The sequence below is a fragment of the Pseudomonas sp. CH235 genome, from assembly GCF_004368175.1.
Classification (GTDB): Bacteria; Pseudomonadota; Gammaproteobacteria; order Pseudomonadales; family Pseudomonadaceae; genus Aquipseudomonas; species Aquipseudomonas paraglycinae.
The window spans coordinates 1-25,427 of sequence record NZ_RRZJ01000047.1 but is presented as its reverse complement, the minus strand read 5'-3'; the positions used below and the strand labels follow the sequence as shown (position 1 = coordinate 25,427).

At 62.2% G+C, this 25,427-nt stretch carries 14 protein-coding genes; 8 read left to right on the top strand and 6 right to left on the bottom strand.

Features of this window, described 5'->3' with window-relative positions:
- From EIY71_RS27610 to EIY71_RS27595, 4 genes are all read left to right on the top strand, one after another.
- A partial coding sequence (locus EIY71_RS27610; protein WP_134023868.1) for a non-ribosomal peptide synthetase occupies window positions 1-3,635 on the top strand: 3,635 nt, incomplete at its 5' end.
- Complete coding sequence (locus EIY71_RS27605) at window positions 3,632-11,932, top strand: non-ribosomal peptide synthetase (RefSeq protein ID WP_134023866.1); 8,301 nt, start codon at window positions 3,632-3,634, stop codon at window positions 11,930-11,932. The genes EIY71_RS27610 and EIY71_RS27605, both read left to right, overlap by 4 nt.
- 66 nt (window positions 11,933-11,998) lie before the next feature.
- The gene (macA, locus tag EIY71_RS27600; protein WP_085748379.1) at window positions 11,999-13,147 is read left to right on the top strand and encodes a macrolide transporter subunit MacA; all 1,149 of its coding nucleotides are present in this window, start codon (window positions 11,999-12,001) and stop codon (window positions 13,145-13,147) included.
- Window positions 13,148-13,149: 2 nt separating this feature from the next.
- Window positions 13,150-15,105 (top strand): MacB family efflux pump subunit, encoded by a 1,956-nt coding sequence (locus EIY71_RS27595; protein WP_129974061.1) that lies wholly within the window; start codon window positions 13,150-13,152, stop codon window positions 15,103-15,105.
- Between the two features lie 64 nt (window positions 15,106-15,169).
- Here EIY71_RS27595 and EIY71_RS27590 read toward each other — a convergent pair whose 3' ends face one another.
- Window positions 15,170-15,940 carry a helix-turn-helix transcriptional regulator gene (locus EIY71_RS27590; RefSeq protein ID WP_134023864.1) on the bottom strand — a complete coding sequence of 257 codons (771 nt, stop codon included), beginning with the start codon at window positions 15,938-15,940 and terminating at the stop codon, window positions 15,170-15,172.
- Between the two features lie 255 nt (window positions 15,941-16,195).
- Between EIY71_RS27590 and EIY71_RS27585 the strand changes: the two genes are divergently transcribed.
- Window positions 16,196-16,423: a hypothetical protein gene (locus EIY71_RS27585; protein WP_085748376.1), complete on the top strand. Its 228-nt coding sequence runs from the start codon at window positions 16,196-16,198 to the stop codon at window positions 16,421-16,423.
- 16 nt (window positions 16,424-16,439) lie between these two features.
- Here EIY71_RS27585 and glcF read toward each other — a convergent pair whose 3' ends face one another.
- Genes glcF through glcD form a run of 3 tightly spaced genes read right to left on the bottom strand, consistent with a single transcriptional unit; the run spans window position 16,440 to window position 20,224 of the window.
- Window positions 16,440-17,657, bottom strand: coding sequence for a glycolate oxidase subunit GlcF (gene glcF, locus EIY71_RS27580; RefSeq protein ID WP_085748375.1), 1,218 nt, complete (start codon window positions 17,655-17,657; stop codon window positions 16,440-16,442).
- Window positions 17,658-17,660: 3 nt separating this feature from the next.
- Complete coding sequence (gene glcE, locus EIY71_RS27575; protein WP_085748374.1) at window positions 17,661-18,725, bottom strand: glycolate oxidase subunit GlcE; 1,065 nt, start codon at window positions 18,723-18,725, stop codon at window positions 17,661-17,663.
- The gene (gene glcD, locus EIY71_RS27570; RefSeq protein WP_085748373.1) at window positions 18,725-20,224 is read right to left on the bottom strand and encodes a glycolate oxidase subunit GlcD; all 1,500 of its coding nucleotides are present in this window, start codon (window positions 20,222-20,224) and stop codon (window positions 18,725-18,727) included. The genes glcE and glcD overlap by 1 nt, the downstream gene beginning before the upstream one ends.
- Window positions 20,225-20,574: 350 nt before the next feature.
- On the opposite strand from glcD, the gene EIY71_RS27560 reads away from it, so the two are divergent.
- Window positions 20,575-21,702 (top strand): saccharopine dehydrogenase family protein, encoded by a 1,128-nt coding sequence (locus tag EIY71_RS27560; protein WP_085748371.1) that lies wholly within the window; start codon window positions 20,575-20,577, stop codon window positions 21,700-21,702.
- A 2-nt stretch (window positions 21,703-21,704) separates the two neighbouring features.
- A complete protein-coding gene (locus EIY71_RS27555) occupies window positions 21,705-22,196 on the top strand; it encodes a DUF2269 domain-containing protein (RefSeq protein WP_085748370.1) in 492 nt (163 codons plus the stop codon).
- 54 nt (window positions 22,197-22,250) lie between these two features.
- On the opposite strand, the gene yghU is transcribed toward EIY71_RS27555, so the two are convergent.
- Window positions 22,251-23,090 (bottom strand): glutathione-dependent disulfide-bond oxidoreductase, encoded by an 840-nt coding sequence (gene yghU, locus EIY71_RS27550; RefSeq protein ID WP_085748369.1) that lies wholly within the window; start codon window positions 23,088-23,090, stop codon window positions 22,251-22,253.
- Window positions 23,091-23,256: 166 nt separating this feature from the next.
- Entirely contained in the window at window positions 23,257-24,102 is an 846-nt protein-coding gene (locus EIY71_RS27545) for an AraC family transcriptional regulator (protein ID WP_085748368.1), read from the bottom strand.
- Between the two features lie 97 nt (window positions 24,103-24,199).
- Here EIY71_RS27545 and EIY71_RS27540 point away from each other — a divergent pair, with 97 nt between their 5' ends.
- Complete coding sequence (locus tag EIY71_RS27540; RefSeq protein WP_134023862.1) at window positions 24,200-25,156, top strand: threonine dehydratase; 957 nt, start codon at window positions 24,200-24,202, stop codon at window positions 25,154-25,156.
- Window positions 25,157-25,427: the final 271 nt, after the last annotated feature.

The window sequence follows — 25,427 nt, the reverse complement described above, 5'->3', positions numbered from 1 at the left end:
ATATCGAAGCTCTGCGCAATCATCTGCAAACCCGGTTGCCGCAAGCGCTGATCCCGGCGGCTTACGTGCGACTCGACACCTTGCCGCTGACCGCCAACGGCAAACTCGACCGCAAGGCCTTGCCGGAGCCGGATCAAAGCGCATGGCTCAGCCGTGAATACGAGGCCCCACAAGGGCCGGTGGAAACTGCGCTGGCGCAGATCTGGGCCGATGTTCTGAAGCTGGAAAAAGTCGGTCGCCACGACAACTTTTTCGAACTGGGCGGCCATTCGCTGCTGGCCGTCACCCTGATCGAACGCCTGCGCCAGATCGGCTTGAACACCGATGTGCGTGTGCTGTTCAGCCAGCCAACTCTGGCAGCCCTGGCCGCAGCGGTGGGCAGCGGTCGCGAAATCGAAGTGCCGGCCAATCGCATTCCCGCTGATTGCAGCCACATCACTCCGGAACTGCTGAGCCTGACCGAGCTGGATCAGTCGAGCATCGACCGGATCGTCGCCCGCGTGCCGGGCGGCGCGGCGAACGTGCAGGATATTTACCCGCTGGCGCCGTTGCAGGAAGGCATCCTCTATCACCACTTGAGCGCAGAGCAGGGCGACCCGTATCTGCTGCAATCGCGGCTGGCCTTCGACAGCGTCGAGCGTGTGGAAGCCTTCGCGGCAGCGCTGCGTCAGGTCATTTCCCGTCACGACATCCTGCGCACGGCGGTGATCTGGCAGGAACTCGCGGAGCCGATGCAAGTGGTGTGGCGTCACGCAGATCTGCCTGTGCAGGAGATCGTGCTTGATCCGGCGGATGGCGACATTCTCGAGCAGTTGCATGGGCGTTTCGATGCCCGTCACTACCGCCTCGACATCAGTCAGGCACCGTTGCTGCGTCTGGTGTACGCGCGTGATCCGGCCCACGACCGGGTGGTCGCGATGTTGCTGTTCCACCATGTGGTGATGGATCACACTGCGCTGGACGTGGTGCAGCACGAAATGCTCGCCTGCCTGCAAGGGCATGAAGCCTCGCTGGGCGCGGCGGTGCCTTACCGCAACTACGTAGCGCAGGCGCGGCTGGGTGTCAGCGAGCAGGAGCACGAAGCGTTCTTCCACGACATGCTCGGCGACATCGACGAGCCGACCTTGCCGTTCGGCTTGCAGGATGTGCAAGGTGACGGTAGCGACATCGAGGAAACGCGACAGGCCCTGACCGAAGCGACCGGCCAGCGTCTGCGCAGCCTCGCACGGCAACTGGGCATCAGCGTGGCCAGCCTGTTCCACCTCGCGTGGGCACAGGTGCTGGCCGCGACATCCGGGCAGGATCGTGTGGTATTCGGCACGGTGCTGATGGGCCGGATGCAGGGCGGCGAGGGGGCCGACCGGGCGTTGGGGATGTTCATCAACACCTTGCCGCTGCGGGTCGATCTGGGGGCAACCCCGGTGCGCGAAGGGGCTCGGGCGACGCATGCGAGACTCAGCGCATTGCTCGGCCATGAGCACGCGTCACTGGCACTGGCCCAGCGTTGCAGCGGCGTGGCCGCGCCGTCGCCGCTTTTCAGTTCGATGCTCAACTACCGGCACAGCGCTAATGAAGCTCAACAGCAAAACCTTCGTCAGGCCTGGCAAGGCATCGAGACCCTGAGCAGCGAAGAACGCACCAACTATCCGCTGAGCCTGGGCGTCGATGATCTGGGCAGCGGTTTTGTGCTCACCGCCATGACCCCGGCGAGCATCGGTTCGCAGCGCATCTGTGACTACATGCAGACCGCGCTGGAGAAGCTGGCGGATGCTCTGGAACAGGCACCGGATCAGCCGCTGAACCGCTTGCCGATCCTTGACGGCGCTGAACGTCAGCAGGTGCTGTACGACCTCAACGTCACCGGCACCGCCGACGATCTGGAGCAAACCGTTCACGCTCTGTTCGAGGCGCAAGTGCAACGCACGCCGCAAGCCGTTGCGTTGCAGGCTGGTGAGCAGCGGCTGACTTACGCCGAACTCAACGCACAGGCCAACCGTCTGGCCCATCACCTGCGCGAGTTGGGCGTGGGGCCGGATTCGCGGGTGGCAATCTGTGTCGAGCGCGGGCTGGAGCTGATGGTCGGTCTGCTCGGCATCCTCAAGGCCGGCGGCGCCTATGTGCCGCTGGATCCTGCGTACCCGGCGGAACGTCTGGATTACATGCTCAAGGACAGCGCGCCGGTAGCGGTGCTGGTGCACGGGGCGACGCGTGAGTTGCTGGGCGAGAGCACCGCGCTGGTGATCGATCTGGATCAGGATCACTGGACATTCAATCCGGAGGACAACCCGCAAGTACCGAACCTGAGCGCTTCGAACCTGGCCTACGTGATCTACACCTCCGGCTCGACCGGTGCACCGAAGGGCGTGATGGTCGAGCATCGTGGCGTAGGCAATTTGCTGCACTGGAGTTCGCAGCTGTGTCCCGCCGTGACGGACGGTGTCCTGTTGCAGAAAACCCCGTTCAGTTTCGATGCCTCGGTCTGGGAGCTGTTCTGGCCTCTGAGCGCTGGCCTGCGTCTGGTGCTGGCGCGTCCTGACGGGCACCGCGAGCCGGCGTATCTGGCGCAGGTGATTCGCGAACAGCGGATCAGCGTGATCCAGTTCGTGCCGGTCCTGTTGCAACAGTTCCTCGAACAAGACGCTGTCAGCCAGTGCAGCAGCCTTACCGACGTGTTCTGTGGCGGCGGTGACCTGACGCCGGCGCTGGCTCGCCTTGTGCGCGAGCGTTTGCCGCAAGTGCGCTTGCACAACGTTTACGGCCCGACCGAAGCCACGGTCGACAGCACGGCGTGGACGCTGGAACCGTCGATGCCGGTACCGGACAGCGCGTTGCCGATCGGACGGCCGATCAACAACACCCGTCTGTATGTCCTCGATGCCGCCAAGCGGCCGGTGCCGATGGGCGTGATCGGTCAGTTGTTCATTGGTGGTGCCGGGGTTGCGCGGGGCTATCTGGGCCTGCCGCAGTTGATGGCTGAACGGTTTATCCCGAGCCCGTTCGTGGCCGGCGATCGGCTGTACGCCACGGGCGACCTAGTGCGTTACCGCGCCGATGGTCAGCTCGAATTCATCGGGCGCAACGACTTCCAGGTCAAGCTGCGTGGCCTGCGCCTGGAACCGGGTGAGATCGAAGCGCAGCTGCTCAGCCATCCGGCCGTGCGTGAAGCCGTGGTGCTGGTGCGTGAGGAGCGTCTGGTGGCGTACTTCACCTGGCATGCCGACGCCGGGCAACCGGGGGTCGAGGCGTTGCGCGAACACTTGCTGGCACGCTTGCCCGATTACATGGTGCCGTCGGCGTTTGTCGCGCTCGACAGCCTGCCGCTGAGCCCCAACGGCAAGGTCGATCGCAAGGCGCTGCCCGCACCGGATTCGGCTGCAGTCAGCATTCGCGAATACGAAGCCCCGGTCGGCGAGATGGAAATCCTCCTCGCGGGACTGTGGTGCGAATTGCTCAAGGTCGAGCGCGTCGGGCGACAAGACCATTTCTTTGAGCTGGGTGGGCATTCGTTGCTGGCGGTCAGCCTGATCGGGCGTCTGCAACAGGAAGGTATCGAAGCCGATGTCCGGACGTTGTTCGAGCAACCGACCCTGGCTGGTTACGCGGCTATCACGGAAAGAATGGAGATCGTCCTGTGAACCTGAATGAACTGTTGGCGGCGCTGAAGAAAAAAGACATCCAGTTGGCAATCACGGACGGGCAATTACGGGTCAATGGCAACAAGCAGGCCCTGAGTGAACCGGCCTTGCTGGCCGCATTGCGCGAGCACAAACCGGCATTGATCGAGCTGATCGAGGCGGGCGTTTACTCGCGCGCACGGGAGGGGCAGGTTGAAGTGCCGGTCAATGGCATTTCACCGGGCACAACACGGGTCACCCCGGCGATGCTGACGCTGGTTGACCTGAGCCAGGACACCCTCGATCAAATTGTCGCGCAGATCCCTGGCGGCGGCGCCAATGTCCAGGATATCTACCCGTTGACGCCGTTGCAGGAGGGCATCCTCTACCACCACGCGAGCGCTGCACAGGGTGATCCGTATGTGATGCAGGCGAAATTCGCGTTCAGCGGACTCGAGCGGTTCGAGGCATTCGTCCAGGCCCTGCAGACCGTCATCGAGCGCCACGACATTCTGCGCACCGCCATCGTTTGGGAAGGACTGGACACGCCGGTGCAAGTGGTCCTGCGACGTGTCGGGTTACCTGTGGAAGAAGTGCAGCTCGATGTGGCTCAAGGCGATGTTCTGGAGCAGTTGCATGCGCGATTCGACGCCCGGCATTTCCGTCTCGACGTGACACGTGCACCGCTATTGCGCCTGGCCCATGCCTGGGATGCAGAGTCCGGGCGTATTGTCGCGATATTGCTGTTTCACCACATGGCAATGGACCACTCGGCGCTCGCTGTGGTCAGCGAGGAAATGCAGGCTTGCCTGTCAGGGCAGAGCGCCAGACTGGGAGCGCCCGTACCGTTTCGCAATTATGTCGCCCAGGCGCGGCTAGGCATCAGCGAGGCGGAGCACGAGGCGTTTTTCCGCGAGATGCTCGGTGACATCGACGAGCCGACGTTGCCGTTCGGCCTGCAAGGCGTACATGGCGACGGCAGCGACATCGAAGAGTGCGGTGTGCCACTTGACCCGTTGCTGGGGCAGCGCCTGCGAGCCAGTGCCCGTTCGCTCGGGGTGAGTGTCGCGAGTCTGTTCCATCTCGGCTGGGGGCAGGTTCTGAATGCACTCACCGGCAAGTCCGCCGTTGTGTTCGGTACCGTGCTGATGGGGCGGATGCAAGGGGCGGAGTCGACCGAGCGCGCGCTGGGCATTTTCATCAACACCTTGCCGTTCCGTGTCGAGGTCAGCGCGCTGGCAGCAAGCGAGTCGGTGAAGGCCACCCATGCACGTCTGACCCGTCTGATGCGCCATGAGCACGCCCCGCTGGTGCTGGCCCAGCGCTGCAGCGGGGTGGTCGGGTCATCGCCGCTGTTCAGTTCGCTGCTCAACTACCGGCACAGCACCTCGAGTGCCAATGCCAGTGCCGAAGCGCTCTCGGCCTGGGAGGGGATCAGCGTCCTGCATGCGGAGGAACGCACCAATTACCCGCTGACCTTGAGCATCGATGACTTTGGCGATCACTTCAGCCTGACGCTGCTGGCCACCCGTGAAGTCGAGGCGCAGCGCATCTGCGGCTATATGGTGTGTGCCATGGAAAACCTGTTGCAGACACTGGAGCAAGCTGCGGATACGCCGTTGAGCCAACTGTCGGTTCTGCCCGCCCTGGAGCGCGAACAGCTGTTGACGGGGTTCAACACCAGTGATGTTGAATACGTACGCGGACAGACGATTCATCAACGCTTCGAGGCGCAGGTCGTCGCGCGACCGCAAGCGCTGGCAGCGGTGCAGCTGGACAAGCAACTGACGTTCCACGAATTGAACCGCCAGGCCAACCTTCTGGCACATCGCTTGATCGAACTGGGCGTGCAACCGGATGACCGGGTAGCCATTGTCGCCCGGCGAGGGCTGGATACCCTGGCCGGATTGCTCGCCGTCCTCAAGGCAGGCGCCGGGTATGTGCCGATCGACCCCGCGCACCCGGCCGAACGCCTGAACTATTTGCTGAGTGATTGCGCACCGGTGGCGATCCTGACCTCACGTGATTTGCTCGCACGGCTACCGGCGCAGGAGCTGCCGGTGCTTGATCTCGACCCGCGCACCTGGCGCTCAGGCAATGACGCAAACCCGGTGGTACCAGGTCTGTCCGAGGCGAACCTGGCTTACGTGATCTACACCTCCGGCTCCACCGGTTTGCCCAAGGGCGTGATGGTCGAACACCAGACACTGGCCAATCTGGTCGACTGGCACTGCAACGCGTTTGACCTGTGTGCCGGCCGCCATACGTCGAGTCTGGCCGGGTTCGGCTTCGACGCGATGGCATGGGAAGTCTGGCCAGCTCTGTGCGTCGGCGCGACCCTGCACCTGGCGCCTGCGCAGGACGGCGGTGAAGACGTCGACGGGCTGCTGGCCTGGTGGTGCGCGCAACCGCTGGACGTTAGTTTCCTGCCGACGCCCGTCGCCGAATACGCCTTCAGCCGGCATCTCGAGCACCCGACATTGCGCACCTTGCTGATCGGCGGCGACCGCTTGCGTCAGTTTTCGCGCAATCAGCATTTCGATGTGATCAACAACTATGGCCCGACCGAAGCCACCGTAGTCGCAACATCCGGACGGATCGAGGCGGGGGAGGCACTGCACATCGGTAAACCGGTGAGCAATACCTCGGTGTACCTGCTCGACGACCAACAGCGTCCGGTGCCGATCGGCGTATCCGGCGAGCTGTATATCGGTGGCGCAGGCGTGGCGCGCGGTTACTTGAACCGTGCGCAACTGACCGCTGAACGCTTTCTGCCGGACCCCTTCAGTGAACGACCGAATGCGCGTATGTATCGCGCTGGCGACCTTGCTCGCTGGCGCCCGGACGGGACGATCGAATATCTGGGGCGCAACGATGATCAAGTGAAAATCCGCGGCATGCGCATCGAATTGGGGGAAATCGAAAGCCGTCTACAGCAACTTCCCGGCATTCAGGAAGTGGTTGTCCTGGCCCGTGAAGATGAGCCCGGACAACCACGGCTGGTGGCCTATTTCACCGAGCAGGCCCAGGTGCAGCCACTGGCTGTGGCGCAACTGCGCGAGCATCTGCTGGGCCAGTTGCCCGAGTACATGGTGCCGGTCGCGTTCGTCCGGCTCGACAGCTTGCCGTTGACCGCCAATGGCAAGCTCGATCGCAAGGCCTTGCCGTTACCGGAGCGCACGGCCCTGCTCACACGCGAATACGAGGCGCCACAAGGCGAACTGGAATGCACACTGGCGCAGATCTGGGCCGAGGTTCTGCAGGTCGAACGGATAGGGCGTCAGGATCATTTCTTTGAGTTGGGCGGCCATTCGTTGCTGGCCATGCGCATGGTCGCGCAGGTGCGTCAGCGGCTGGGCGTGGAGCTAGCGCTCGGCGAGTTGTTCGCCAATGCCGAGCTGGCGTCGGTGGCGCAGTCGCTTGCCCAGGCCGGACGCTCGACACAGCCGCCGATCCTGCCGGTGCCACGGGAAGGCGCATTGCCGCTGTCTTTTTCCCAGCAGCGCTTCTGGTTTCTGGCGCAGATGGAAGGTGCCAACACGGCTTACAACATTCCGATCGGCCTGCGTTTGCGCGGTGTGCTCGATGCCGATGCACTGCAACGGGCACTGGCCAGGATAGTCGCCCGGCACGAAAGCCTGCGCAGCCGTTTCACGCCGTACAACGGCGAAGCCCAGGTGCTGATTACCCCGCCCGACAGCGGTGTGCTGCTGCGGGTCGAGGACTTGCGCCACCACCCGCAGGCCGATGAAGCCTTGCAGGCGCTGATTCAGGGGGAAGCTTCCGGCCCGTTCGACTTGCAGGATGATCCGTTGATTCGCGGACGGCTGGTGCGTATGGCCGACGATCACCATGTGTTGCTGATCACCTTGCATCACATCATCTCCGACGGTTGGTCGATGGAGGTGCTGACCCGCGAGCTGATGGCGTTGTATCAGGCTTTCAGTCAGGGGTTGGCGGACCCTTTGCCGCCGCTGGCGTTGCAATACACCGACTATGCCGTCTGGCAGCGACGCTGGCTGAGCGGGGAGGTTTTGCAGCGCCAGAGCGAATATTGGCAACGCACGCTGGCCGATGCGCCAGCCTTGCTGACGTTGCCTGCCGACCGACCGCGACCACCGCAACAGGATTACGCCGGCAGCAGCGTCGAAGTGTGCCTGGACGAGCGCTTGAGCGCCGGCCTCAAAGCCTTGAGCCAGCGCCATGGCGTGACGCTGTACATGACGATGCTGAGCGCGTGGGCGATGCTGCTCAGCCGGTTGGCCGGGCAATCGGACGTGGTGGTCGGTTCGCCGGTGGCCAACCGTTTCCGGGCCGAAATCGACGGATTGATCGGGTTGTTCGTCAATACCCTGGCGTTACGCATTGATACTTCCGGTGAGTTGAGCACCGAAGCGCTGCTGGCGCGGGTCAAGGCGCTGACCCTGCAGGCCCAGGCCCATCAGGACCTGCCCTTCGAGCAAGTGGTGGAAATTGCCCGACCGGCCCGCAGCCTGGCCCACAGCCCGCTGTTCCAGACCATGTTCAACTGGCGCAACAGCGACGGGCCGGTATTGGCGCTGGGGGATCTGACCCTGGAAGCGGTGGCGGAGCCGAGTCACTTCGCCAAGTTCGACCTGACCCTGACCCTGGGTGAATCGCCCAGCGGGATAAATGGCTGGATGGAGTACGCCACAGCGCTGTTCGATGAGGCGACGGCACGGCGTTATGCCGGTTACTTCCAGCGCTTGTTGCAGGCCATGGTCAACAACGACCAGGCAGTGCTGGAGCATGTGCAGATAATCGAGGATCAGGAACGCACGCAGTTGCTCGACGAATTCAACGCCACCGCACCGGACTGTCCGCAAGTGCTTACCGTGCACCGGGTCTTCGAGATGCAGGCCGCCGAGCATCCGCAAACCGTTGCCGCGGTGCACGGGACGCAGGTGTTGAGTTACGCGGAACTGAACCGCAGCGCCAACGGCCTGGCGCATCATCTCATCGCTCAAGGTGTGCAGCCCGGCGATCATGTGGCGATTCTGTTGCCACGCTCGCTGGAGTTGTTGGTCGCGCAGTTGGCGATCATCAAGTGTGCGGCGGCCTATGTGCCGCTGGACATCAACGCACCCGCCGAGCGTCAGGCATTCATGGTGCAGGATTGTCAGGCGGTCGCGCTGTTGACCGGCAGCGATCAGGTCATCGAGTACCCGGTACGGCGAATGGATCTGGATACCCTGGCGCTTGCCGGGAGTCCTTCGCACAACCCGGATCTGCCTCAGTCCTCGGAGGCGCTGGCGTACATCATGTACACCTCGGGCTCCACGGGCACCCCGAAGGGGGTCATGGTGCCGCATCGCGGCATTACCCGCCTTGTGATCGACTGCGGCTACGCCGATTTCAACTCGAGTGACCGGGTGGCATTCGCTTCGAACCCGGCGTTCGATGCGAGCACAATGGATATCTGGGGCGCCTTGCTCAACGGTGGCCAGGTGGCCGTGATCGATCATGCGACCTTGCTCGACCCACAGGCATTCGGTAGGGAGCTTGACCGGTGCGGGGCGACGATCCTCTTCGTCACCACAGCGTTGTTCAACCAGTACGTGCAATTGATTCCCGAGGCGCTCAAAGGGCTGCGCATCCTGCTGTGCGGTGGGGAGCGTGGCGATCCGGCGGCGTTTCGAAAGCTGCTCGCCGAAGCACCGGACCTGCGCCTGGTGCATTGTTATGGCCCGACCGAAACCACGACGTACGCCACCACCTTCGAAGTGCGTGAGGTGGCGCCGGATGCGGACAGCGTTTCGATTGGCGGCCCCATCGGCAATACCCGCGTGTATGTGCTGGATAACCGGCAACAACCGGTGCCCTTCGGCGTCACCGGTGAGTTGTACATCGGTGGTCAGGGTGTTGCGCTGGGTTATCTGAACCGGCCTCAACTGAGTGCCGAGAAATTCCTCCGGGATCCGTTCAGCGACAATCTGCAGGCCTTGATGTATCGCACGGGCGACCTGGTGCGCTGGCAGGCGCCGGGGCGACTGGAATGCATCGGCCGCAATGATGACCAGGTGAAGATTCGCGGCTTCCGCATTGAGCTCGGAGAAATCGAAAACCGCCTGTTGAGCTGTCCGGGGGTCAAGGAAGCGGTGGTTCTGGCCCGACGCGACGGACAGGAACCAACGCGGCTGGTGGCCTATTACACGGCGCACGATCCTGCATTGCAGGGCGCTACCCTCCGCGCGCTGCTGCAAGCCAGGTTACCGGAGTACATGGTGCCGACCGCCTGGGTGGCGCTGGAGAGCCTGCCGCTGAACAACAACGGCAAGGTCGATCGCAAAGCCTTGCCGGCGCCGACACACCAAGCGCTGGTCATGCGTGACTATGAAGCGCCGGCCAATCCTCTTGAGGAATCACTGGCCGGGCTATGGGCTGAAGTGTTGCAAGTCGGGCGGGTAGGCCGCCATGACAACTTCTTCGAACTGGGCGGGCATTCGCTGCTGGCGGTGCGGCTTGTCGATCTGATGCAAAAGTCCGACAGGCCGGTTTCGTTGGCCGAGCTGTTCCAGCATCCCACGGTCGAGGGGACTGCCACGCTGCTGTGCCAGCGCAGTGACGCTGTGCCGCTCCATGACGGCGTGGTCGTGGTGCGTGCAAGTGAACAAGGCACGCCGTTGTTCCTGGTGCATGAGTTCAGTGGCCGTGACCTGTATTTCCCGGCGCTGGGCCTGCACATCGGCGGCGAGTTCCCGATTTACGGCTTGCCGGGAATCGATTCCGGTATGACGCAACTGCGTACCATGGAATGCCTGGCAACCCGACTGGTCGAGGTGATCCGCGCCAGACAACCCCACGGCCCCTATCGGCTTGCCGGCTGGTCGTTCGGTGGCGTGCTGGCTTATGAAATCGCGGCGCAACTGCTCGGGATGGACGAGTCAGTGGCGTTCGTCGGGCTGATCGATACCTACGTGCCGCGCCTGGCCGATCCGAACAAGGCGCAGTGGAACGATGCACATGTGCACAAGCGCCAATTGCTTTTGCATTGCACGGCGCATTGGGCCGGGCACGAGACACAGGGGCAGCAAGCATTGGCGCGTCTGGCGGTGTTGCAGACCGAACTTGAGCAGTGGGCGTTCGCCGATTTGTTCAACCATTGTCACGAACAGCAGTTGCTCAGACCCGAGCTGGCGGCTGTCTCGTCGGCGGATGCCTGGCATTACCTCGACCGGGAAGTGGCCCACGGGCATGCATTGGCGCATTACCGGATCAACCCGATCGGTCTGCCGTTGTATCTGCTGCGTGCCACGGAGCGTTCGGCGCCAATGTCACGACTCAGCGCCACGCGCGGTTGGGCTGAGGAATTGCCAGGTGCGCAGCTGCGCTGCATCGACGTACCGGGCGACCACCAGAGCATGATGAAAGCACCCCACGTTCAGGCTCTGGGGCAGGCCCTGACTCAGGCGCTGGAAACGGCAACTGCGCCGGCGCCAACGGCCTATCAGCCGATCTTGACCATTCAGACCGGTCACACCGGGCATGCGCCGATTTTCTGTGTGCCGGGGGCTGGCGACAGTGTTACCGGGTTCATCCACCTGACCGAGGCGCTGGGGCCGGAGTGGCCGATTCATGGGTTGCAGCCCCGAGGCCTCGACGGCGCGACGGTGCCGCACAGTCGGGTCGAAAGCGCCGCCACGTTCTACCTGCGGGCACTTGAGCAGTTGTATCCGCAAGGGCCGGTGCATCTGATCGGGCATTCGTTCGGTGGTTGGGTGGCTTACGCCATGGCGGCGCAGTTGCAGGCGGCGGGGCGCGAGGTGGCGTCCCTGACCCTGATCGACAGTGAATCACCGGGCGGCAACAGCGTGGTGGGCAAGCCCTACACCACGACGGCGGCGTTGTTGCGGCTGATCGAGTCGTTGCAACTGTCCAGCGGCAAGTCCCTGGGCATCGATGCGCTGGCCTTCGCCGAAGCCGACGACACCACGCAAATGCGCCTGCTGCACGAGGGAATGGTGCGCGCCGGTGTGCTGTCCGAACGCGCGTCATTCGACGCGATGCAGGGCCCGGTGCGGACCTTCGCCACCGCGCTGCGCACGGTCTATCGGCCGGCTCTGGCCTACACCGGGCCGGTGCGTCTGGCGCTGGTAGACGACCCGACGCTGGACGCATCAGGCAACCAGCGCGAACAGGCGGCGATGCTCGAAGGCTGGCAGCGCGAGGCCAGGGATCTGGCGGTGTGGTACGGCCCGGGCAACCACTTCACAATCCTCAAGGCGCCCAACGTCTTCAGTCTCGCGGCGTGGTGGCATGACGGGCTGACGGTGGCGGCGGGTCAAGTATTGTCCTGATTGAAGTCTTTATCCTGGAACCCGGCCGCTGGCCGGGCTCAACCCTGAACGGAATCGTGGTCATTTATGGAACAGTCGAAGTTGCGCAAAGTCGGTCTGGGAATCGCGTTGACGCTGGTGGCCGGGTTGGTGTTCTACACGGTGCAGGCGCCGGCCGAGGCACCGCAATACCTGACCGCCACGGTCGAACGCGCTGACATTGAAAACGCAGTGCTGGCCACCGGTTTGCTGGAGGGCATCAAGCAGGTGGACGTCGGTGCCCAGGTTTCGGGGCAGTTGAAGTCGCTGAAGGTCAAGGTCGGCGACAAGGTCAAGAAGGGCCAGTGGCTGGCGGAGATCGATCCGTTGGTGCTGCAGAACACCCTGCGTCAGGCACAGGTCGATGAGGAGAATCTGCAAGCCCAGCGCCGGGCGACTCAGGCTCAGTTGCGCCAGACCAAGGCGATCTACGAGCGTTATCAGAACCTGCAGGAGGACGCCTCGATCTCGCGGCAGGATTTCGAAACCGCGCAATCGAACTACGAAGTGCAGCAAGCCAACCTGTTGTCGCTGGACGCGCAGATCAAGAGCGCGCATATCCAGATCGATACGGCCAAGGTCAATCTGGCCTACACACGGATCGTCGCGCCCATCGACGGCGACGTGGTGGGCATCGTGACCCAGGAAGGCCAGACCGTGATCGCCAACCAGCTGGCACCGATCCTGCTCAAACTGGCGGACCTGGACACCATGACCGTCAAGGCTCAGGTGTCGGAGGCCGACGTCATTCACATCGCGCCGGGGCAGGAGGTGTATTTCACCATTCTCGGCGAGGACAAGCGTTATTACGGCAAGCTGCGCGGTACTGAGCCTGCGCCGCAGAACTTCCTCGAAACCCCGCCCGCCGGCACGCCGAAGCAGAACACGGCGGTGTTCTACAACGCGCTGTTCGAGGTGCCCAACCCCGATCACCGTTTGCGCATTTCCATGACGGCTCAGGTGCGGGTGGTGCTCGACACCGCCAAATCGGTGCTGACGATTCCGGTGGCCGCGCTGGGCCCGCGCAACAACGACGGCAGTTTCCCGGTGCGGGTGCTGGACGCCAAGGGCCAGGCGCAGTCGCGCAATGTGCAGACCGGGATCAACAACAACGTCAAGGTGCAGGTCAACGAAGGCCTGGCCGAAGGCGACCGGGTGGTGATCGGTGATCCGGTGACGAAAGTGGCAGGGGCATGAGCATGAGCGAACCTCTGCTGCAACTGACCGGCATCAGCCGCAGCTTCACGGCGGGCGACCGTGAATTCCTGGCGCTGAAGAATATCGACCTGACGATCCACGCCGGGGAAATGGTGGCGATCATCGGCGCCTCGGGCTCCGGCAAATCGACCTTGATGAACATTCTCGGCTGCCTCGATTACGCCACGGCCGGCAGCTACAAGATCAATGGCCGGGAAACCCGTGATCTGGACAGTCAGGCGCTGGCGGAACTGCGTCGTGACTATTTCGGTTTCATCTTCCAGCGCTACCACTTGCTGCCGCATCTGAGTGCGATGCACAACGTCGAGATGCCGGCGATCTACGCTGGCACGCCGGAGCCACAACGGCATGCTCGAGCCCGTGAATTGTTGGCGCGCCTTGGGCTGGAAGGGCACCTGACCCATCGCCCGAGCCAGCTATCGGGCGGTCAGCAGCAGCGGGTGAGTATCGCCCGCGCGCTGATGAACGGCGGCGAAGTGATCCTCGCGGATGAGCCCACCGGCGCCCTCGATACCACCAGCGGCAAGGAGGTAATGCGGATTCTGCTGGAGCTGCACGCGGCCGGACACACGGTGATTCTGGTGACCCACGACCCCAAGGTCGCGGCCAACGCCGAGCGCATCATCGAAGTCAGCGACGGCGAAATCCTCAGCGACCGTCGCAACGAGCGCGACACCACGGCACTGACCAATGAGGACGCGGTGCCCAAATCCACGGCAGCGCGGCGTCTGGTGGCCAGCCTCGGGTTGTTCAAGGAAGCGTTCAACATGGCCTGGGTCGCGCTGATCTCGCATCGCATGCGCACACTGCTGACCATGCTCGGGATCGTCATCGGCATCACCTCGGTGGTGTCGATCTCGGCCATCGGCGAGGGGGCCAAGCGCTATGTGCTCAAGGACATTCAGGCCATCGGCAGCAACACCATCGATATCTATTCCGGCACCAGTTTCGGCGACAGCCGTTCGGCGGCCATCGAAACCCTGGTGCCGGCGGATGTGGCGGCGCTCAATCAGTTGTACTACGTCGACAGCGCCACGCCGGTGGTCGGGCGCAATCTGTTGCTGCGCTATCGCAACATCGACCTCGATGCCCAGGTCAACGGCGTCAGCGATCTGTACTTCCAGGTGCGCGGAATCAAGATGGAGTCGGGCATCCCGTTCAGCGAAAACGATGCCCGACGCCAGGCGCAGGTGGTGGTGATCGATCACAACACCCGCCAACGGTTATTCGGCGAGGGAGTCGATCCGCTGGGGCAGGTGATCCTTATCGGCAACCTGCCGTGCACCGTGATCGGTGTCGCGGCGGAAAAGAAGAACATCTTCTCGGCGAGCAAGTCCTTGAATGTCTGGGTGCCTTATGAAACCGCAGCCGGGCGGTTATTGGGCCAGCGTTACCTGGACAGCATCAGTGTGCGGATCAAGGACGGCCAACCGAGCAAGGTCGTGGAGGACAACGTCAACAAGCTGATGCTGCAGCGCCACGGCACCAAGGATTTCTTCACCAACAACCTCGACAGCGTGATGCAGACGGTGCAGAAAACTAGCCGCTCACTGGCCTTGTTGCTGTCGCTGATTGCGGTGATTTCGCTGGTGGTCGGCGGCATAGGGGTGATGAACATCATGCTGGTATCAGTCACCGAACGTACCCGCGAGATCGGTATTCGCATGGCGGTGGGGGCGCGGCAGTCGGATATTCGTCAGCAGTTTCTGGTTGAGGCGGTGATGGTCTGTCTGCTGGGCGGGGCGATTGGAATTTCGTTGAGTTACGCCATCGGCCATTTGTTTTCGCTGTTCATCAAGGAATGGGAGATGGTGTTCTCGCTGGGCTCGGTGCTGACAGCGGTGTTCTGCTCGACGCTGATCGGCATCGTGTTCGGCTTCGTGCCGGCACGCAATGCGTCGCGGCTCGACCCGATCGAGGCGTTGGCGCGGGACTGACCGGCGGGCATGAAAAACCGCCGTCCCTGGCAGGGCGGCGGTTTTTTCACAGGCGTGCGAACGATCAGGCCGCGTTGGACGGGTCGCAGGCGGCCGGGCAGTCTTCAGGTGAATACATCCAGCGCATCAGCGAATGGCGGCCGCTGATCCCCAGTTTGATGGCGGCACGCTTGAGGTAGCTCTCGACGGTGTTGACCTTCAGTTGCAACTGTTCGGCCAGTTCAGGCGCGGTGCGGCCGGCGAGGAGGCCGACGCACACTTCCATCTCACGGTTGGACAGGCTCAGGCCCAGTTGCTGCACGCGCTCGCAAAAACGCAATCGCAGGGTTTCCAGGCCTTGGAGCGATGCTTCGGTCGCTGCGGCTTGCGCCTCGGGATCCGCATTCGCCGGTTGCAGCGCGTGGATGTGCTTTTCCACCATCGGCAGCAATACCGGGGAGATGTCCTGTAACAGGCTGCGCTCCCGGGCGGAAAACCGCTTCGACGGCCCGCAGCGGTACACGGAAATCACATAACGGTAACCGTCCTTGCGTCGGGTCAGGTGCAACTGCGAAGCATCGGTGACCGTGGAGGGTTCGGGGGCGGGCACGTCGCTGTTGCCGGGATCGGTGCTCAGTTCGGAATACACCGTCTCGGCCGTCAGCGTCGCCTCTTTGGGGCATTCAGGATCGGTGCGCGGTTGCGCACGTCCGACCGGCTCCACGCGCATCTGCCGGATATGTGTGGCATCCACGGCCAGTTGGGTGAGGATCAGGTCATGCAGCATCCGCGGAAAATGCCGGCTGCCGGTGCTGGCGATGACCTTGCCGATGTGAGGGAACAGATGTGAGTTCATGTGTTTCATCCATGAGTAGCAATGGGGGAATTGCGCTTTCCCGACTCTCCGGCTGATGTCCTTGGCCGGCGACCACAAATCGGGAAATTTGGATCCTATCCTAGTACAACGTTTGAGCGACCGTTTAATGAAGGGGTTATTAGCTCATAACGAACATTGAGTGCAGCAACCGCATCGCCTTCCACTCGTCGCATGTATCGAACGACGCAGAACCGAACCGGCTCTACCCGATGTCATCTTCGCGAGGCATTCGATATGTTCGATCAACGCAAAAAAGACTCCCTGTCGGCCTGGCGCAATCTGGCAACACAGTCTCGGGAGCAGCTCGACCCTCAGGATCAATACGATGAGTTGCTCAAGGGAGCCGACGAGATGCTGGAGCAGGGACTTATCAACGCTTCCGAGTGGCGACAGTTGGTGCGCGATGCAGGCCACATCTTTATCCGTCATGAAGACTTGTCTGCGCCACCGCTTGAAGGGTAGCAGGCACTCCGGACATTCAGCGGCAATGCGCGTCCACCAGTTCGATCCAGTGCCTGACGGGCGTGCGGCCGGCGCCATCGAGGTGTGCCTGACAGCCGATGTTGGCGGTGGCGATGATCTCGGGATGACCACTCTCCAGCGCAGCGAGTTTGTTGTCGCGCAGTGATCTGGCCAGCGCCGGTTGGGTGATCGAGTAAGTACCTGCCGAGCCGCAGCACAGATGAGCGTCGGGGACGGCAGTCAGGTCGAAGCCCAGTCGGACCAGTACCGACTCCACCACACCGCCAAGTTTCTGCGCGTGCTGCAAGGTGCAGGGGCAATGGAAAGCCACACGTTGATTGGCGTGGATGCCGAAGGATTCGAGCGGCTCTTCACGCAGCACCTCAACCAGATCTTTTGCCAGCGCGCTGACGGCTTTGGCCTTTTCGGCATAAGTTGGATCGGCGCGAAGCAAATGCCCGTAATCCTTGATGAACGCACCGCAACCGCTGGCGGTCTGCACGATCGCCTCGGCACCCCGTTCGATGGCCGGCCACCACGCATCGATATTGTGACGGGCGCGGTCAAGGCCGGTGGCCTGGGCGTCGAGGTGATAATCCACCGCGCCGCAACAACCAGCCTCGCGGGCCGGGATCACGCTGATGCCCAGACGATCCAGCACCCGTGCCGCTGCTGCATTGGTATTGGGTGACAAACCCGGCTGTACGCAACCCTCCAACATCAGCACTTGCCTTGCATGGCGGATGTCGGGACGTGATGCAGGCATCACCGCGTTGCGTGGCAGTTTGTCTTGCAGGGCATCGGGCAGTAGCGCCCGGAACATCTGCCCGCCATTGACCAACCCTTTGAACAACCGCGGATTGGGCACGACGCTTCGAAGCCCTTCGCGCAACAGGCGTTGCCCGAGCGGCCGCGGGACGGCTGCGTTGACCACTGCTCGGCCAATGTCGAGCAGGTTGTGATAGTCCACGCCGGAAGGGCAGGTGGTTTCACAGTTACGGCATGACAGGCAGCGATCCAGGTGTTGCTGGGTTTTCGCCGTAACTTCGTTGCCTTCGAGTACTTGCTTGATCAAATAGATGCGTCCGCGCGGGCCGTCCAGTTCATCGCCGAGCAATTGATAAGTCGGGCAGGTCGCGTTGCAGAATCCGCAATGAACGCAGGTGCGCAGAATGCTTTCGGCCTCTTCGGCGCGGGGCAGTTGTCGGGCTTGCGGGCTGAGGGTGGTCTGCATGGCTCAAAGCTCCGCGTACTGACGCCCGGGATTGAAAATGCCCCGGGGGTCGAGTTGTCGTTTGAGTTGGCGGTGATAGTGCAGCAGGGCGGGCGCCAGAGGATGGAACGGCTCATCGATCAGGCCGTGGCTGTAGCAGGTCGCATGGCCGCCGACGTCACCGACGACTTTGCGAATGGTCGCCGCTTCGGCTGTCGATTTGAGCCAGCGTTGCGCGCCGCCCCAGTCGAGCCACTGCTCGCCGGGCAGGTTCAGCGGCGGCGTGTTGAGCGGCACGGACAGGCGCCAGAGCGGTTGGTCTTCATCGAAGAAGCCCAGGCGTTGCTCGTTGAGGTCGGCCCAGAACGAACTGTCGATCAACTCGCCGCCAAGGCGATCATGGGCGGCCGCCACTGAACCTTCGCCACCCTCCAGACGCAAGTGCAATTGCCGGCCATCGTGACAGGCGGCGCTGATCGGCAACGGCTGCTGGCCCCATTCGGCCAGGCGCAGCAGGGCTTGTTCGCCGGTCATTTCCAGACTGAGGCTCAGGCACGCACGCGGTTTGGGCAGCACCTTGAGCGAGACTTCGGTGATCACCCCCAGCGAGCCGTAACTGCCGCTCATCAGGCGCGACAGGTCGTAGCCGGCGACGTTTTTCATGACTTCGCCGCCGAAGCGCAAATGCTTGCCATGTCCCGTGATGATCCGCGTGCCCAACACGAAATCGCGCACCGATCCCGACCAGGGCCGACGCGGCCCGGACAGGCCCGTGGCGATCATGCCGCCGACTGTTGCGTCGTCGGCGAAGGCGGGTGGTTCACAAGCCAGCATCTGTTGCGAAGCGTCCAGCACGGCCAGCAGTTCCACTAGTGGAGTGCCGCAGCGTGCGGTGATTACCAGTTCGGTCGGGTCGTAGCTGACGATGCCGCGATGGGCGCGGGTGTCGAGAATCTCGCCACCGACGATGCGTCCGAGAAACGCCTTGCTGTTGGCCCCCTGAATGCGCAGCGGCGTGGCGCTTTCCAGTGCCCGGTTGACCTGTTCGAGCAACGAGGCGCTGTCATCGAAATCCTTGGTATCACCCATCAGAACCGCTCCAGCTCGGGGAAGGGCAATTGCCCGTGGTGTACGTGCAGGGCGCCGAATTCGGCGCAGCGATGCAGGGTCGGAATGTTTTTGCCGGGATTGAGCAGACCGCCGGGGTCGAAGGCTGCCTTTACGGCGTGGAACAGGGTCAGCTCGTCACGATTGAACTGCGCGCACATCTGGTTGATTTTTTCCCGGCCCACGCCGTGTTCGCCGGTAATGCTGCCGCCGACCTTCACGCACAGTTCGAGGATCTTGCCGCCCAGCACCTCGGCACGTTCCAGTTCGCCGGGCTGATTGGCATCGAACAGAATCAGTGGATGCATGTTGCCGTCGCCAGCGTGGAATACATTGGCGACCCGCAAGCCATATTCGGCTGAAAGCTGCGCAATCGCGTGCAGTACGCCGGGCAATTCGCGGCGCGGGATGGTGCCGTCCATGCAGTAATAGTCCGGAGATAACCGTCCTACGGCGGGGAAGGCATTCTTGCGTCCGGCCCAGAATCGCACGCGCTCGGCCTCATCCCGGGCCTGGCGCAGCTCGGTGGCACCGGCGTGGTCGAGCACCTGTCGGACCCGCGCGCAATCATCGTGGACATCGGCTTCAACGCCATCGAGTTCGCAGAGCAGAATCGCCTCGGCGTCTACCGGATAACCGGCATGGATGAAATCTTCGGCGGCGCGGATCGCCAGGTTGTCCATCATCTCCAGGCCACCGGGAATAATGCCGGCCGCGATGATGTCGGCCACTGCACGACCAGCCTTTTCCACGGAGTCGAACGCCGCCAGCAGCACTTTGGCAGTCTGGGGTTTGGGCAAGAGTTTGACCGTGACTTCGGTGATGACGCCGAGCAGGCCTTCGGAACCGGTGAACAGTGCTAACAGATCGAAACCGGGGGAATCCAGTGCGTTCGAGCCTAGCGTCAGATGTTCGCCATCGACGGTAAGAATTTCGACCTTGAGTAGATTGTGCACGGTCAGACCGTACTTGAGGCAATGCACCCCGCCGGCGTTTTCCGCCACGTTGCCGCCGATGGAGCAGGCGATTTGCGAGGAAGGATCAGGCGCGTAATACAGCCCGAACGGCGCAGCGGCCTGGGAAATCGCCAGGTTGCGCACCCCGGGTTGAACCCGCGCGGTGCGGGCTTCAGGGTCGATGTGCAGGATGTTGTTGAAGCGCGCCATTACCAGCAACACGCCTTTCTCCAGTGGCAGGGCTCCGCCGGACAAACCGGTCCCGGCGCCTCTGGCCACCACCGGAACCCGCCGCTCATGGCAGATCCGCAACACGCCCTGAACTTCATCGATGTGCCGTGGCAGTACCACCAGCAACGGCGTGGTGCGATAGGCGGAGAGGCCATCGCACTCATACGGCTTGAGTTCCTCAAGCTGATGCAGGACTTCAAGATCCGGCCACTGGCGCTGCAGGGCTTGCAACAACGCGGCTTTGTCGACGTCGGGCAAAACGCCGTCGACCTGTTCGTCGTAGAGAATGTTCATGATCGGTGGACGACCCTCCGTTGTCGTTATTCGAGGTCGGTGCCGTTTTCTATCATTGGGCCGCTGACCCCGAGAAGTAAAGCGTAGCGGCCGTTGGTCCGTTGTCCCGCGTGCTCCTGTAATATGCGGCGTTTCACTCCGACGAGATGAAAATCGAGGCAAGGATCAGAAACTGCGGCAGCAATGTCGCGCCTTGATCGGGCGTTGTCGGTGACATCCTTGACGCTCTACGCGGCGCTCGGCTCCCGCGCCAAGGGCGTGTTGACCCGGCCTGCGCTGTCCCGCTGGGTCAGTCGCATAAGTAAAAGATGTCCGATTGAAATCAGTTATCCATTTCAAGGAAGTATTGCGTGGCACTCAGGGTTTTAGTGGTCGGCGGTTATGGAAATTTCGGCAGCATTGTCAGTCGGCATCTGATTGAGATGCCGGACATCGAGCTGGTGATCTCCGGCCGCGACCCGCAGAAATTGGTGCGCAAAGTCGACGAGCTGAAAGCCCGGTCGGGCGTTGTCTGCCAGAGTTGGTGCGGCAACGCGATGGGGGACGGGTTTGAAGCGGCTCTGAAATCGATGGGCATTCAACTGGTCATCCACACCGGCGGCCCGTTTCAAGGGCAACCCTATGCGGTCGCCGAGCGTTGCATCGACGCGGGTGTGCATTATTGCGACTTGTCCGACTGCAGAACCTTCGTCAACGGCATCGAAGCCCTCGATGCCCGCGCGAAACAGGCCGGCGTGGCGATTCTCAGCGGTTGCAGTTCGGTGCCGACACTTTCATCGGCCCTTATCGATGAACAGCGGCATCGCTTCTCCCGCATCGATTCGATCGAACATGGTATTTCCTCGTCGGCGAAAATGCCGGGCCTGTCGACGATTGAAGGTGTTCTGGCCTACGCCGGCAAGCCGATCAGGCAACTCAGGAATGGCCAGGTTCATGAGGTGGCAGGCTGGCTGGATCTGACGTTGCGCAGGATGCCTCAGTTGGGCGTTCGGGTGCTGGCGAACGTCGATGTTCCGGACATGGATATCTTCGCCAAACGCTACGGCGCACGAACCTTGAGTTTCAAGGCCGGCGCGGGCCTCAAGCTGGGTGGTGTGGCCAACGGTCTGTTCGCCCTGGCCCGCAGGTTTGGTGCGTTTCGTGATCATGTTCCCTGGGCGGCGCGGCTTCATCGCTGGGGTACCTGGTTCGAGCGATTCGGTGATGGCAAAAGCGCGATGTATATCGACGTGACAGGACTCGGTATCGACGGAAAACCGCTGGCCATGACGGTGCAGCTCACCGCCCGAAATGACAAGGGACCGGAGATCCCGAGCTGCGCAGCCGTTGCCCTGGCCGCGAAAATCGCCCGGGGATATCGGCCCGAGGCTGGCGCACGTCCCTGCGTGGGCGAGATCACTGTCGCTGAATACATGGCGGCCATCAACGATCCGCAGAATCTGAGCCTGTCGATGCATTTCTCTGACGGGCAGAACTGACCGTGCTCTATCTGTGCCTCAAATACATTCACATTATCGCCGCGGTTTTTCTGTTCGGATTCGGCATGGGCTCCTACCTCTACCTGATCGCCGCGAGCCGTACAGCCAACCCTCTGGTGATCGCTCACGTGGCGAGAATGGTCGTACGGTTCGACGCCTGGATCACCACGCCGGCGGGCTTTATCCAGATCGCGACGGGTTACGGGTTGACCAGGCTTGCCGGACTGCCCCTGACCACGGAATGGGTGCTGACCTCCTTGATCATTTTCCTGTGTGTCGGCTCGCTCTGGTTGCCGGTACTGGTGCTTCAAAAGCGTTTGCACGTGATGGCTTCGAGCGCGGTCGAGACCGGGGCAGGGCTCCCTGATGAGTACAGCTGCGTGTACCGAAAATGGTTCTGGATGGGGATTGCCGGATTTCTGGGGATGTTCGTGATCGTGCTGCTGATGGTGACGAAGATGACGCCGGGGCAGTGGGCCAACCTGTTGGTGTAGCGAACGCAACGCCCGATAAATCCGCACCGGGCGTCGCGTCGTATCAGGCGAAGCTCAATCCAGATCGCTTGCTTGATGTCGCTCAGGAACCTGGCTCGCTTCATCGCCCCACGTCCGGTTGACGCGCTGGCCACGAACCACCGCAGGCCGTTCGGCAATCTCTTGCGCCCAGCGCTGCACGTGGGTGTATTCGTGAGCGGAAAGGAACTCGGCGGCGGAGTAGACGTTGTTGCGCACCAATTGCCCGTACCAAGGCCAGACCGCGATGTCGGCGATGGTGTAGTCGTTGCCGGCGAGGTAGGGGCTTTCACTCAGGCGGCGATCAAGCACATCCAGCTGGCGCTTGGTTTCCATGGTGAACCGGTTGATCGGGTATTCGAGCTTTTCCGGCGCATAGGCATAGAAATGCCCGAAGCCACCGCCCAGGTAGGGTGCCGAGCCCATCTGCCAGAACAGCCAGTTCAGGGTTTCGGTGCGTCCCGCCAGGTCGGTGGGCAGAAAGGCGCCGAATTTTTCCGCCAGATAGAGCAGGATCGAGCCGGATTCGAAGACGCGAATGGTCGGTTCTACACTGCGATCCAGCAGCGCCGGAATTTTCGAATTGGGGTTGATCTCGACAAAGCCGCTGGAGAACTGGTCGCCCTCGTTGATGCGGATCAGCCAGGCGTCGTACTCGGCGTCGGTGCGTCCGAGCGCCAGCAACTCCTCAAGCAGGATGGTCACTTTCACGCCGTTGGGCGTGGCCAGCGAATACAGTTGCAACGGATGCTTGCCGACCGGCAGCGTCTTGTCGTGCGTTGGCCCGGCAGTCGGGCGATTGATGCTGGCGAACTGGCCGCCGGACGGAGCGATGTGTTTCCAGACCTTGGGTGGTGCGTAGGGCGCCTTGCTCATGAAACGGACCTCATCGGTTGCATGCCGGAATGGAGTGAGCCGGACGGTGAGCGTGCCGGGCTCTTGTCGAACAGGACACCACAGAAGGGCGTTTGAATGCCACTGGTTGTTCGCTGAAATGGTTTGACTAAAGACATGCCGGGCAGCTGCCGGGTGACCGCTTCTTCTATATAGAAGAATGTTGTTTGTCGGTAACAGAGCTATGGCGCGAATCTGTGCGCAATTGCGCCGGACTCACGCCGAGGCGCTGTTTGAAGGCTGTGGTCATATGCGCCTGCGAGTTGAAACCGCAGGCGAGCGCGATCTGCGAAAGACTGTCCGTTGTATCGCGCATTGACGCTCGGGCTTTGGCCAGTCGTCTGTCGATCAGGTAACTGTGGGGGCTTTTGCCGGTTGCCTGCTTGAAGGCACGCATGAAGTAACCCTCGGACAACTCCAGCAATTGCGCCATCGCCGGGACGGCGAGCGGGCTGCCGAGACCGGCGTCGATGAATTCATCCAGCAGGCGCATGCGGCTGCTGGTGATCGAGCCTGGAGGCGACACCGCTTCATGACCTTCGACCCGTCCCGCCAGACCGAGCGCCCAGCGTTCCCAGTCATCATCCAGAGAGGCTTGCAGCAGCGCACTGCGCATTCGCGACGCGAGGTGAATGGCCTGCGGGTCGATGCGATTGTTGAACGCCCGGTCACCCGCCAGTGCTTTGCCGTCGGTGCGTATCACTCGCAGGTACTCGCCGCCCATGGGCGACTCGGACAGCACGTCACATCCAGCCGGAACAAACGCCAGGCCATTGGGCATCGCATCGAAGGGGCGTATCCGGTCAGTACCAATCGCGTGCACGCCGTGCTGGCTGTCGAAGGCAAAGCCGATCGCTGACTGGGTCGCCACGTACCGCGCCGAGTAGGCTGCGCCCGGCAGCAGTTCGATCGCCCACGGACCGGCCTCGATACGACGTATCGGTTCAGCGACGGTTATGGGGTGGCGCCGGTTTCGATGGTTCATGAGCACCATAGTAGAGAAGAGGTCGGATAAAAGTCAGGTCAGTTTTTTGAAAGCCGATGTGGTGCGTCCGTGCCTAGACTGGGCCAAAGTTCAGGGAGCCACCTAAATGCACACACTCACTCGCGACGACATCGAAAACGCTGCCCGCCAGGTTTACCAGGTGATGCCGCCTACCGCCCAATACCGTTGGCCGTTGCTGGCCGAGCGGTTGGGCTGCACCGTTTGGGTCAAGCATGAAAATCACACGCCGACCGGTGCCTTCAAGGTGCGAGGTGGTATTACCTTTATGCACTGGTTGCGGTGTGAACATCCGACAGTCAAAGGCATCGTCTCCGCGACGCGTGGAAATCACGGTCAGAGTCTGGCGCTGGCAGCGGGGGCCGTGGGCCTGAAAGCGCTGATTGTGGTGCCGCAGGGCAATTCGCTGGAAAAGAACAACGCCATGCGTGGCTTTGGTGGTGAAGTGGTCGAATACGGGCGCGATTTTGACGAGGCCCGTGAAGAGGCGGCGCGCCTGGCGCAGGAGCATGACCTTTTTCTGGTGCCGCCGTTTCACGTTGAACTGGTCAAGGGCGTGGCGACCTATGCGCTGGAGCTGTTCGGTGCGGCGCCGGATCTGGATACGGTGTACGTGCCCATCGGTTGCGGATCGGGGATCTGTGGTGTCATTGCTGCTCGCGACGCACTAGGACTGAATACTGAAGTGGTGGGCGTGGTGTCGACGGAGGCCGCGGCTGCCAAGCTGTCGTTCGAAGCGAATGTGATCTGCGAAACGGCGTCGGCGAATACCTTTGCCGATGGCCTGGCTGTGCGCAAGCCGATTGCGCAGGCGTTCGACATCTATAAGGAAGGGGCGGCGAGGATCGTCTCGGTCAGCGAAGGCGAGATTGCCGAAGCCATGCGTGTGTATTACACCGATACCCATAACCTAGCAGAGGGTGCAGGCGCCTCAGCATTGGCTGCGTTGATGCAGGAGCGTGGGAGGATGGAGGGGAAGAAGGTCGGGGTGATTCTGTCCGGGGGGAATATTGACCGGTCGGTGTATGCGAAGGTGATTGGTTGATTTCTGGCGGGCTCGGCATTCAGTGACAGCTATACATTCGCCTCTATATAGAAACGGCCTTTTTCCCTCTCTTGATAGAAAACGCAAATTAAGGGTTGACGGGAGATTCTGAGTCTCTATAATTCGCCCCACTTCCGGCGCGGTCGAAACGGAAAACTCCTTGAGATTCAATGAGTTAAGTAGGTTTCGAAGGCGGGTCGCTTCAGTTCATCGAAGCCTGGAAGGGGTTGGAAATGTCGACTTGTTCGGCGCTTTTAACGGTTCGATCTTC